The 10,400-nt window shown below is 71.7% G+C and carries 13 protein-coding genes and 1 riboswitch; of the genes, 2 read left to right on the top strand and 11 right to left on the bottom strand.

Features of this window, described 5'->3' with window-relative positions:
• Nucleotides 1-127: 127 nt before the first annotated feature.
• From QSK31_RS42670 to QSK31_RS42650, 5 genes are all read right to left on the bottom strand, one after another.
• Nucleotides 128-523, bottom strand: coding sequence for a hypothetical protein (locus QSK31_RS42670; protein ID WP_285690637.1), 396 nt, complete (start codon nt 521-523; stop codon nt 128-130).
• On the bottom strand, nt 520-2,196 hold the full coding sequence (locus QSK31_RS42665; RefSeq protein ID WP_285690635.1) for a histidinol-phosphatase: 1,677 nt from the start codon (nt 2,194-2,196) through the stop codon (nt 520-522). The genes QSK31_RS42670 and QSK31_RS42665 overlap by 4 nt, the downstream gene beginning before the upstream one ends.
• Nucleotides 2,197-2,292: 96 nt before the next feature.
• Entirely contained in the window at nt 2,293-3,096 is an 804-nt protein-coding gene (locus tag QSK31_RS42660) for an energy-coupling factor transporter transmembrane component T family protein (protein WP_285690633.1), read from the bottom strand.
• Nucleotides 3,093-4,454: an ABC transporter ATP-binding protein gene (locus tag QSK31_RS42655; protein ID WP_285690632.1), complete on the bottom strand. Its 1,362-nt coding sequence runs from the start codon at nt 4,452-4,454 to the stop codon at nt 3,093-3,095. The genes QSK31_RS42660 and QSK31_RS42655 overlap by 4 nt, the downstream gene beginning before the upstream one ends.
• On the bottom strand, nt 4,447-5,031 hold the full coding sequence (locus tag QSK31_RS42650) for an ECF transporter S component (RefSeq protein WP_285690630.1): 585 nt from the start codon (nt 5,029-5,031) through the stop codon (nt 4,447-4,449). Before QSK31_RS42650 ends, QSK31_RS42655 begins: the two co-directional genes overlap by 8 nt.
• Nucleotides 5,030-5,133: riboswitch (TPP riboswitch) on the bottom strand. It overlaps the preceding gene by 2 nt.
• Nucleotides 5,134-5,189: 56 nt before the next feature.
• Between QSK31_RS42650 and QSK31_RS42645 the strand changes: the two genes are divergently transcribed.
• The gene (locus QSK31_RS42645) at nt 5,190-6,005 is read left to right on the top strand and encodes an alpha/beta fold hydrolase (protein WP_285690629.1); all 816 of its coding nucleotides are present in this window, start codon (nt 5,190-5,192) and stop codon (nt 6,003-6,005) included.
• A 51-nt stretch (nt 6,006-6,056) separates the two neighbouring features.
• Nucleotides 6,057-6,569, top strand: coding sequence for a DUF6328 family protein (locus QSK31_RS42640; RefSeq protein ID WP_285690628.1), 513 nt, complete (start codon nt 6,057-6,059; stop codon nt 6,567-6,569).
• Here the strand turns inward: QSK31_RS42640 and QSK31_RS42635 are convergent.
• The 6 genes from QSK31_RS42635 to QSK31_RS42610 are packed head-to-tail and all read right to left on the bottom strand — an operon-like array spanning nt 6,529 to nt 10,400.
• On the bottom strand, nt 6,529-7,143 hold the full coding sequence (locus QSK31_RS42635; RefSeq protein ID WP_285690627.1) for a hypothetical protein: 615 nt from the start codon (nt 7,141-7,143) through the stop codon (nt 6,529-6,531). The two genes, QSK31_RS42640 and QSK31_RS42635, sit on opposite strands and share 41 nt — an antisense overlap.
• Nucleotides 7,144-7,148: 5 nt before the next feature.
• Nucleotides 7,149-7,547 carry a Fur family transcriptional regulator gene (locus tag QSK31_RS42630; RefSeq protein ID WP_285690626.1) on the bottom strand — a complete coding sequence of 133 codons (399 nt, stop codon included), beginning with the start codon at nt 7,545-7,547 and terminating at the stop codon, nt 7,149-7,151.
• Nucleotides 7,544-7,849 (bottom strand): ArsR/SmtB family transcription factor, encoded by a 306-nt coding sequence (locus QSK31_RS42625; RefSeq protein ID WP_285690624.1) that lies wholly within the window; start codon nt 7,847-7,849, stop codon nt 7,544-7,546. Before QSK31_RS42625 ends, QSK31_RS42630 begins: the two co-directional genes overlap by 4 nt.
• Entirely contained in the window at nt 7,842-8,699 is an 858-nt protein-coding gene (locus QSK31_RS42620; RefSeq protein WP_285690623.1) for a metal ABC transporter permease, read from the bottom strand. The genes QSK31_RS42625 and QSK31_RS42620 overlap by 8 nt, the downstream gene beginning before the upstream one ends.
• The gene (locus QSK31_RS42615) at nt 8,699-9,478 is read right to left on the bottom strand and encodes a metal ABC transporter ATP-binding protein (protein WP_285690622.1); all 780 of its coding nucleotides are present in this window, start codon (nt 9,476-9,478) and stop codon (nt 8,699-8,701) included. The genes QSK31_RS42620 and QSK31_RS42615 overlap by 1 nt, the downstream gene beginning before the upstream one ends.
• Nucleotides 9,471-10,400 carry a metal ABC transporter substrate-binding protein gene (locus QSK31_RS42610; RefSeq protein ID WP_285690620.1) on the bottom strand — a complete coding sequence of 310 codons (930 nt, stop codon included), beginning with the start codon at nt 10,398-10,400 and terminating at the stop codon, nt 9,471-9,473. Before QSK31_RS42610 ends, QSK31_RS42615 begins: the two co-directional genes overlap by 8 nt.

Below are 10,400 nucleotides of genomic sequence, written 5' to 3'. Positions count from 1 at the left end.
AACACGGAGGAACCCGGCCGAGCGCCGGGCCCTCACCATGCCTACAGAACAGCTAAAAGCACGCGAATCGCATTCATCGAATCATAGCTATGGGCCGACGGCCAAGCGAAAGACTGAGGCTAGGCGGTCAGTGGACCGCGCAGCACGGAGTCGGGTCGCGGGTCTCGAAAGGGACCACATGGCCGGGCGTCGCCGGCATCACCGTCAGGACCAGAGCGTCCGCTCGCCACCGCGGGCGGACGAAATCGCCGGTGTCCAGGATCAGGGCGGGATCCGCGTCGCCGCCGCCGAGGATCTCCACCCGGTTGATCGCCGACAGGGACAGGACCTCGGACACGGGCAGTGAGCCGGTCAGGGCGTCCACGCCGGGATAGCGGACCGCCCGGGCGCCCTCGCTCGGTTCGGTCACCACCGCGACGTGCGGCCGCGGGGAGCGGGCCATCAGGGTGTACGCCGCCGCCGGCGCCGGGTCGCTGGTGGCGATCCCGTGCTCGGCGGCGGCCACGTCGGGGTAGGACGTCACTTGGGCAGCACCCAGATCGGGTTCGAGTAGAACCACAGGTCGCCCCACGGGTCGGCGTTGCCGACGGCGTCCAGGGCGGGGCCGTACGGGTCGACGGCGGCGCCCATCAGGCCGGGCTGGGTGCGGTTGCCGTCGGTCCCGCGTACGCGGAGGTAGAAGGGCTTGTCGAGACGCCCCAGGTTGTAGCGGACGGTCAGCTTGCCGGTCCGGGCCGAGACCTCGAAGGACTTGACGACCTTCGTGTCGGGTGCCGTGAACGTGTCCTTGTCGGTGACCGCGCCGGTGACCGTGCCGACGATGACGTCGACGCGCTTGAGCACCGGCACGAACTGGCGCCAGTTGGGCACGTCCTGCAGGTCGATGTCGAGGGCCAGCTCGGTGGCCACGCCCCGCTTGACGCGCAGCACACCGCCCAGCGGGGTGCCGGCGCCGGACGCCCCGGCCACCCGGACGCGGGCGTCCAGGTTCTTGATCAGCCGGCCGTGGTCGACCCAGACGCGGCCGTCACGAAGGCCGTCCATGACCGCCTTGTAGCTGCGGGTGCGCGCGCCCACGTTGGTGCGGCCGTAGAAGCCGGGCCAGAAGTCGCCGGCGCCGGTGTTCACCACGCCGGTGTAGACCGGGTCGTTGTACCTGCCGTTGACCTCGAAGTTGCTGTTCGGGCCGCGGTCCGACTGGTCCAGATAGTTGACGTGGCTGTCCGAGTTGACCGTCACCCACCAGGCGCGGCCCTCGGCGAGCAGGCTGTCCCAGAGGCCGCCGACGGTGGCGGTCATCCAGTCGAAGCCGCCCCACGTGCGGTACGCCTCCAACGGGTAGCCGGGGTACGACGCCGCGGACGGGTTGTTGTCGTAGTAGCCGCGGGCGCCGCCGCGGCCGTTGGGGGCGGGGATGCCGGCGGCCTGGTGACCGGGTGCGCCCTCCATGCCGATCGCGACGGTCGGGTCGGCGTCGCGCCAGTTGCGGATCTCGTGCGGCGAGTCGATGCCGCGGCGGGCCGGGTGGTTGGCCAGGAACAGCGCGCCTTCGACCTTGCGGGCGCGGACCTGCTCGCCGAGGAACTGGATGCCGGCGATCGCGGCGGCCTCGTTCTGCGCCTCGGTGTTCGTCGCGGGCAGCTGCGAACCGTCGTACGCCAGCTCGAATCTCTTGAGCACGTCGACCTCGTTGCGGCCGGGGTGCACGAAGACGGTGGCATGCTCGGCGCCCGGGATGTTCCACTCCAGACCCTGGAAGGTGAGGAGCTCCTTGAGCTCGGCGCGGGTGGCCAGGATGTCCGGGTTGACCTTCTCCACACCGATCTTGGCGTGCGCGTTGCTGCCGTGGTCGGTGATGACCAGCCAGTCCAGACCGTAGGCCTGACCGTGCTTGGCCTGGTCGATCACCCGGTACTGGGCGTCGGAGCTGTACTGGGTGTGGATGTGGTGGTCGCCCGCGAGCCAGGTCAGCCCTTGCGGAGAAGCGGGGGAGGCGACGGCGGGCGACGAGGGCGAGGCGAGCACGGACGCGGCCGCTCCGGCGCCGAGAAGTCCGGCGCTTCGCAGAAACCCGCGGCGGGAGACGTCCGAGGCTGACAGTTCGCCGTCGGGGATGGTCAGATCAAGAGCCGGGGGTACGTCCGCAGCGCCGCCGACGTGATCATGATGATGATGGTGGTGGTGGCCGTGACCCATGGGCGAGCTCCCAAACGATCTTCAGAGTTGACCGCCTGACTGTCTCGGGGCCACCTCAACACCACATGTCGCCGAGTTGACGCGGGAACGAACAGCTCACCCGATGACGGGCCGGAACATTCCCGTCACGACACTCGCGGCCAGGGCGGCGGCGGAGAGCAGGGCGGCGCCGGCGACCAGGGTCCAGTCGGCCGGGCGGAAGATCTGACGGCGGGCGTACGTCCGGGGGGTGCCCGCGTCGAAGCCGCGCGCGTCCATCGCGGTGGCCAGCCGCCCGCCCCGCCGCAGCGCCCCGACCAGCAGCGCGAACGCCGTGGACGCGAAGAGCCGCAGCTTGGCGACCGGGTTGCGCCCGGCGTCCAGGCCCCGGGCGCGGCGGGCCAGAGTGAGCGCCTGCCACTGGAGCCCGAGCAGCGGCAGCAGCCGGAACGCGGCGAGCGCGCCGATCGCGAACCGCGGCGGGGCCTTGGCGTTCTGCACCAGCGCGTCGGCCAGGTCGGTCGGGTCGGTGGTGGCGAACACGATGATCCCGGGCAGCGCCACCGCGAAGACGCGCAGCACCAGACCCAGCGCGCCGAGCAGCACCCCGGTGGTGATCTCGATCGGGCCGGCGTCGACGAGCACGGTGCCGGTGCGGTCGGCGGCGAACAGGACCATCGTGACCAGGATGCCTCCGGCGGCGAGCAGGAGCGGCCACGCGCGCCGGGCCAGTTCGCCGTAGCGGACGCCGAAGAGCGGCAGCAGCGCCAGCTCGATGGCCAGGCCGAGCGCGGGAGTGAGCGGGTCCAGTGTGGACACCAGCGGGAGCGCGAAGATCAGCGCGGCGGCCAGCTTGGCGACGGGATTGCGCCGCGCCAGGGGAGCGGTCGCGCGCGCGTCGGAGGCGAGAGGCGTGATCATGCGCGGCCCCGCGAGAGAACGAACGTTCTGTCCGATAGTGACGAGACGAAGTCGGCGTCGTGAGTGACCGCCACGATGCCGTGTCCTTCGTCACGCAGCGACGCGAACAGGGCGGCCAGCTCGATCCAGGTGCGCCGGTCCTGGCCGAAGGTGGGTTCGTCGAGGATGAGCAGGCGCGGGGCACGGGCCAGGGCGGTGGCCACACTGAGCCGCCGGGCCTCGCCGCCGGAGAGGGTGTAGGGGTTGGCGTCGGCGAGATGCGACAGCCGGAGCCGGGAGAGGAGCTCGTCGACCCGCGAGCCGGCCAGCTCGTCTCGGACCCGGGACGTGATGAACTGGTGCTCCGGATCTTGGAAGACCGACCCGATGCGACTGGCCAGGTCACGTGCGCGCCACGTCCACGGCTCGCCGCCCGGTGCCGCCCAGATGGTGCCCGACGTGGGCCGGAGCAGCCCGCCGAGCAGCAGCGCCAGGGTCGACTTGCCCGCGCCGTTGGGACCGGTGACGGCCAGGATCGACGCCTCGTGTGCCTCGAGGGAGACCGGGCGCAGACGGTGCTGGAAGGTCGCGTGCTCCGCGCGTACCAGAGAAGCACCTGGTGGAAGAACGGCCTTGTGCTGGGGCAGCGGGCGGCCCGGCACCCAGACCCCCTCGGCCGCGAGTTGGTCGCCCAGCTCGGCGAAGATCGCGGCCGGTGGCCCGTCGGCGCGCACGCCACCGCCGGGCTCGAGCACGATCACCCGGTCGACCAGCGGCAACGCCTCGGCGACCCGGTGCTCGACCAGGATCATCGTGGTGTCCCGGTCGACCGCCTGGGTGAGCGCCCGCCGGATCAGCGCGGCGCCGTCGGGGTCGAGGTTGGCGGTGGGCTCGTCCAGGAGCAGCAGGCCGGGCCGCAGCGCGAGGACCCCGGCGAGGGCCAGGCGTTGCGCCTCGCCGCCGGAGAGCGCCGAGGTGGGGCGGGTGATCGGGTACGGGAAACCGACCCGGTCCAGCGCGTCACTGACCCGCGCCCAGATGTCCTTGCCGGGCACCCCGCGGTTCTCCGGCCCGAACGCCACGTCGTCGCCGCTGCGAGCCATCACCAGCTGGGTCTGCGGGTCCTGGAACAGCAGGCCGACGTGCTCGCGGGCCTTGCGCGGCTCCAGCCCGTCGATCTCCGCGCCGCCGGCCGACTCGCCCGAGTCGTCCGGCAGCAGGCCGGCCAGCGCGGCCAGCAGCGTGCTCTTACCCGCCCCGGACGGGCCGAGCAGCAGCACCCGCTCGCCGTGGGCGATCCGCAGGTCGACCTCGCGGACCGCCCAGGCGCGCCGGCCGGCGTGACGCCAGCCGAACCCGCGGAGGACGACCTCAGACAAGCTCGCGTTCCCGGCCGGCGCCGAAGCGGTCCAGCACCCCGGTCGGCGCCAGCGCCCGGACCAGCAGCCAGCTGCCCGCACCGGCCACGATCGTGCTGCTGACCATGGTGAGCAGTGCGTACGGCACCCGGTAGTCCCACAGGTCGTAGGCGGCGTTCCAGGCGAAGAAGTCGAACACCGCCGCGCTCAGGCCGGTGAGCAGGCCGGCCAGCAGCGCCGCCGGGAGCCGCCACGAGCGGTAGAGCAGGATGGCGAACGCCAGCTCCGCGCCCAGGCCCTGGACCAGGCCCTGCGGGATGACGACCGCGCCCCACTGCGCGCCGAGCAGCGCCGAGATGGTCGCGGCCACCGCCTCGGTGAACAGGGCGGCGCCGGGCTTGCGAATGATCAGGCCGCCGAGCACGGCGGGAATCAGCCAGACGCCGTAGAGCAGCGTCTGTGCGGGCGGGAAGAACGCGAAGGCGCCGCCGGTGGCGCCCCACAGGATGTTCCACGCCCAGAAGATCACGCCGAACGTCACGGCGATGATCGCGGCGATCACGATGTCGATGGTGCGCCAACGGTCCATGCGTCTCATGGAGATGCCTCCAACTCCCTGCGCTGGCATTACCCAGATCAGGTTCGAGGGTCTGCGGTCGTGGCCGCACTCTCAGCGCTCAGCGCTCCCCTGTCGGACTTGCTTATGTTTCGATGAAGCTAACACCGTACGGTCGTACGGAACAGGGGAGACGTCACATGCAGGTCAAGGCGCGTGGTCTGAGTTTCGAGGTAGTGGCCGAGGGGCCGGAGGACGGGACGCCGGTGCTGCTCCTGCACGGCTTTCCGCAGGATCATCGGGAGTTCGATCTGATGCTGCCCCGGCTGCACGCCGCCGGGCTGCGCACGTACCGCTACGACCAGCGCGGCTACGCGCCCGGCGCCCGTCCGGTGGACGTGTCGGCGTACCGGCTGGACGAGCCGACCGCCGACGCGGTGGCGATCCTGGACGCGCTCGAGATCGAGCGGGCGCACGTGATCGGCCACGACTGGGGCGCGCAGGTCGGCTGGCTGCTCGCCGACGGCCACCCGGGGCGGGTGCTGTCCCTGACCGCCGTGTCCGTGCCGCACCCGCGGGCGCTCGCGATGGCGTTGCGGGTCCGGGCGTCGCAGCGGGCGCGGTTCGCGTACATGGCCGTCTTCCGCTCCAAGATCGCGGAGCGGTTGCTGCAGGTCGGTGACGGTGCCCTGCTGCGGCAGATGATGAAGGCGATCGGCGAGCGCGCCTCGCTGTACTCGGACGCGATGCGCGACTCGGGCCGGCTCACCGGCGGGCTGAACTGGTACCGGGCGCTGGACCGGGAGGTGCTGGCCGGCGTCGGCACGATCCAGGTGCCCACCACGTACGTCTGGTCCGACAAGGACCCGGTGGTCGGCCTGACCGCCGCGCTGCGCACCGCCGACTGGGTGGACGCCGACTACCAGCTGGTCGCCCTGAGAGGGATCAGCCACTGGGTTCCGGAGGAGGCGCCGGACGCGCTGGCCGACGCCGCGCTGGCGCGCATCGGCGTTTGACAATGCGCTGAGCTGGGAAAGCGGCCATCCATGCCGCCGGAGAAGAAGAACATGCCGAACGAGACGGAGAAGGCCCGCTGGGACCGCAACTTCGCCGATCTTCTCCAGGAGTTGCGGGTCGCGCAGACCGGCGTGCAGATCCTTTTCGCGTTCCTGCTCACCCTGCCCTTCAGCAGCGGATTCCCCAGGGCGTCCGCGTTCCAGAAGGACACCTACATCGTCGCGCTGATCTCAGCCGCGTTCGCCACCGCGATGATCATCTCCCCGGTCGCGTTCCACCGCGCGCTGTTCCGTCAGGGCCGCAAGCCCGAGCTGGTCCGCTTCGCGCACCGGATGGCCACCGGTGGCCTGGCGTTCATGCTGATCTCGATGGTGAGCAGCGTGTTGCTGATCACCGACTACCTGCTCAGCATCTGGCCGGCGGTGATCCTGACGGCCGTCACCGGGGTGTGGTTCCTGAGCTTCTGGGCGTTCCTGCCCTGGGCGCGGCGCAACTGGGGCGACGACGTGAACGGCGACGGCTTCATCGACGACGCCCCGAAGGACTCAGGCCAAGCTGCCTGAGCTCCAGCGCGGCCAGCGCGTCGACCGCCTCCGCGTCGCCGTTGCGCCAGGACTGGGCGATGTCCGGGCCGAGCCGGGTGAGCCGGTTGAGCGGCTGCGAGGCGAGCGCACGCAGGGCGAGCAGGTCCTTGCCGGCCGGTTCGTCGCGCACCTTCGCCGCCACCCCGGCCCGCCGCATCCACCGCACCCGCAGCGGCAGCCAGAGAAACAACACCAATGCCAGGGGTACGGCCACCAGCAGCAGGGCCAGCACCAGTGCCAGGTTCTGAACGATCTCCTGCTGCTCGCGCCCCGCGTCGGCCAGCGAGCGAGCCGCCTCGGCCGCCCTGGTGAACGGCGCCGTGAGCTCGTCACCGACCAGCGGAACCTTGCCCACCTTGCCGCCCGCGTCGGCCAGGTTGTCGGCGAGGCCGGTGCCCGCGCCCTCCAGCTTCTGTCCCGGTACGCCCAGTTTGAGCACCAGGTCGTGCACCCAGAAACCGGCCCGGATCCAGGCGTACACCCAGATCACCACGGCGAGGTCGAGGAAGAGTTGACGGATGGCCAGGGGGAGCCGGTCGGCGTAGAGCTTCACCCCGCCTATTTTGGGGTGGCGCAGCAGTTCGTGCAGGTTCCGAAAATCTCGAGCGTGTGCGAGACGTCCTGATAACCGTGCTGGGCGGCGACCTTGTCGGCCCAGCTCTCCACCGCCGGGCCCTCCACCTCGACCGTCCGGCCGCACGACCGGCACACCAGATGGTGATGGTGACCCTGGCTGCAGCGGCGGTAGAGATGCTCGCCGCCGGGCGGGCGCATGACGTCGATCTCACCGGCGTCGGCGAGGCCTTGCAGGGTGCGGTAGACGGTGGTCAGCCCGACCCGCTCGCCTCGGTCCCGCAGCATCGCGTGCAGGTCCTGAGCACTGTGGAACCCCTCCACCTCGGCGAGGACGCTGCTGACCGCGCTGCGCTGGCGCGTGTTGCGTACCACCTCGTTCACGAGCGGGCCTCCCTGGCATGGCTGACGGCGTCGGCGACGATGTGAGCGATGTGCTCGTCCACCAGTGAGTAGGCGATCTCGCGGCCGCGCCGCGCGCCGCGCACCACCCCGGCGCCCCGCAACACCCGCAGATGCTGCGACACCAGCGGCTGCGGAGCTCCCAGCTTCTCCACGAGCTCGTGCACGCACCGCTCGCCGACGCCCAATTCTGCCACAATCGCGACCCGGATCGGCGCCGAGAGGGCCCGGAGCAACTCTCCCGCGCCCTCGTAGGCCTCGTAGCCCGTCGTCACCTCAGTCATGCAATACCACGTCCGGTGGTTCTTTCTCGGCGCTGTGCGGGCGGGCGCGTCCGCGGACGGCGCCCGCCACGGTCAGGGCCAGGAAGAGGGCCAGCGCCACGATCACGATGGTCGCGCCGGGAGCGGTGTTCGCCTCCGCGGAGACCACCACGCCGGCCGCCGCGGCCACCACGCCGCCCGCCATCGCCACCGCCATCGTCGTCCGGAAACCACGGGTGACCTGCTGCGCCGCAGCGACCGGCACGACCATCAGAGCCGAGATCAACAGCAGTCCGACGGTACGCATGGCGATCGTCACGGTCACGGCGGTGGTCACCGCGAGGAGCAGATTCAGCGTACGAACCGGAAGGCCGGAGACCCGCGCGTACTCCTCGTCGTCGCAGACCGCGAACAACACCGGCCGCAGCAGCAGCATGGCCGCGAGCACCGCGACGCCGAGCACCGCGATCACCACCAGATCGGTGCCGGACGTGGTGGTCAGCGAGCCGAAGAGGTACTGCACCAGGTTGGCGTTGCCGCTGTCGTCGGAGAGCCCGACCAGCACCACGCCGCCCGCGATGCCGCCGTAGAACAGCAGCGCCAGCGCCAGGTCGCCGGAGGTGCGGCCGCGTTCCCGGACCAGTTCCACGCCGACCGCGCCGATCGCCGACACGATCACCGCGGTGAGCACCGGCGACTGGTGGAACAGCAGGCCCACGCCGACGCCGGTGAGCGCCACGTGCCCGATGCCGTCACCGATCAGCGACAGCCGCCGCTGGACCAGGTAGATGCCGAGGGCCGGCGCGGTGATCCCGATGATCAGCGCTCCGGCCAGGGCCCGGAGCATGAAGTCGTACTGGAGCAGGTCCATCAGTTGCGTACCCGATCCGTCGGCGCCACGCAGATGCCGGGCCGTTCCGCCTCCGCGTGCGGATGCACGTGGTCGTGGCCCGGCTCGGCGTGATGCCCGGCCGGCTCCGGCACCGCGCCGTCGTGGGCGATGCGTCCCTCGTGGACCACCACCGCCCGGTCGATCAGCGGCCGCAGCGGGCCCAGCTCGTGCGCCACCAGCAGCACCGTGCCGCCACGCCCCTGGAACCGGCCCAGCGTGGCGGCGAACGCCTCCTGGCTGGCGGCGTCCACGCCGGCCGTCGGCTCGTCCATGATCAGCAGGTCCGGCTCGCCGGCCAGCGCGCGGGCGATCAGCGTGCGCTGCTGCTGGCCGCCGGACAGGGTGGCCACCGGGTCGGAGGCGCGATCGGTCAGGCCGACGTCGGCCAGCGCCGCCCGTACGGCGGAACGGTCTTTGGAACCTGAGAAACGCAGCAGGCCGCGCCGGGCGAGGCGGCCGGCCGCGACGACCTCACCGACCGTGGCCGGGACGCTGCTGCCGGCGCCGACCCGCTGCGGCACGTAGCCGACCCGGGCCCACTCCCGGAACCGCCGGCGTGGCGTGCCGAACAGCTCGATGTCGCCGTGGCTGAGCGGGACCAGCCCGAGGACCGCCCGGATCAGGGTCGACTTGCCCGAGCCGTTCGCGCCCAGGATGGCGACCACTTCGCCCTGGGTGACGCCCAGGGACACGTCGTGCAGCACCTCGCGGGCGCCGTACCCGACGGCCGCGTGGGTGATCCGCACCGCGTCAGTCATGGGAGCACCCTAGGGCCTGGGTCAGCGCGGTGAGATTCGACCGCATCATCGAGAAGTAGTCGGCGTTCGGATCGGTCCTGCCCTCGATCGGGTCCAGCACCGCCGTCCTCGCACCGACCTCCTTGGCGATGGTCTCGGCGACCTTGGGGCTGACCAGGGTCTCGAAGAAGATCGTGGTGGCGCCGGTCTCCTTCGCCTCCCTGGCGACGCCGGCCAGCCGCTGCGGGGACGCCTCGGCCTCCGGGGAGATCCCGGTGATGCCGACCTCGTGCAGGTCGTAGCGGGCGGCCAGATAGGCGAACGCGGTGTGGCTGGTGACGATCTCGCGGCGCTGGCAGGTCTTCAACGCGGCGGCGAACTCCCGGTCGAGCTGGTCGAGCTCGCCGTGCAGGGCGGCGGCCCGGGCGCGGTGGTCGGCGGCGTGCGCCGGGTCGGCCTGGGCGAGGCGCTCGCCCAGCTTGTCGCTGATCGTGGCGAATCGGATCGGGTCCAGCCAGACGTGCGGGTCCTTGCCACCCGCTGCCTGCTCCGCGTGCTCCTCCTCGCCCGGCCCGTGGTCATGCGACTCGGAGGCGGCCAGCAGCTCGACCGTGCCGCCGACGTCGAACGCCTTGTCACCGGCCTCCTGGCCGACGGCCTGGTCCACGGCCGGCTGGAAGCCCCGGAGATAGACCACCAGGTCGGCGTCGCTGATCGCGCCCACCTGCCGGGGGTTGAGCTCGAGGTCGTGCGGCTCGGCGCCCGGCTTGGTCAGGTCGGAGATCTGGACCTGGTCGCCGCCGATCCGCTGGGTCAGGAACTGGAGGGGATAGAACGCCGTGACCACCTGCGGGCGGCCGTCGCTGCTGCCACTGGCTCCGCTGCCGCAGCCCGCGGCGACCAGGGTCAGCGCGGTCAGGGTGGCGACCAGGCGAGTTCTCAT

The sequence above is a fragment of the Actinoplanes sp. NBRC 103695 genome, assembly GCF_030269485.1.
Classification (GTDB): Bacteria; Actinomycetota; Actinomycetes; order Mycobacteriales; family Micromonosporaceae; genus Actinoplanes.
The sequence above is the reverse complement of the archived record's forward strand: the minus strand, read 5'-3'. Positions and strand labels throughout refer to the sequence as shown.

Excerpts from the sequence above, each read along its gene's own strand:
- QSK31_RS42665 (WP_285690635.1), bottom strand. The coding sequence starts at position 2,196 with ATGGGTCACGGCCACCACCACCATCATCATCATGATCACGTCGGCGGC.
- QSK31_RS42660 (WP_285690633.1), bottom strand. The coding sequence starts at position 3,096 with ATGATCACGCCTCTCGCCTCCGACGCGCGCGCGACCGCTCCCCTGGCG.
- QSK31_RS42650 (WP_285690630.1), bottom strand. The coding sequence starts at position 5,031 with ATGAGACGCATGGACCGTTGGCGCACCATCGACATCGTGATCGCCGCG.
- QSK31_RS42645 (WP_285690629.1), top strand. The coding sequence starts at position 5,190 with ATGCAGGTCAAGGCGCGTGGTCTGAGTTTCGAGGTAGTGGCCGAGGGG.
- QSK31_RS42640 (WP_285690628.1), top strand. The coding sequence starts at position 6,057 with ATGCCGAACGAGACGGAGAAGGCCCGCTGGGACCGCAACTTCGCCGAT.
- QSK31_RS42625 (WP_285690624.1), bottom strand. The coding sequence starts at position 7,849 with ATGACTGAGGTGACGACGGGCTACGAGGCCTACGAGGGCGCGGGAGAG.
- QSK31_RS42620 (WP_285690623.1), bottom strand. The coding sequence starts at position 8,699 with ATGGACCTGCTCCAGTACGACTTCATGCTCCGGGCCCTGGCCGGAGCG.
- QSK31_RS42615 (WP_285690622.1), bottom strand. The coding sequence starts at position 9,478 with ATGACTGACGCGGTGCGGATCACCCACGCGGCCGTCGGGTACGGCGCC.
- QSK31_RS42610 (WP_285690620.1), bottom strand. The coding sequence starts at position 10,400 with ATGAGAACTCGCCTGGTCGCCACCCTGACCGCGCTGACCCTGGTCGCC.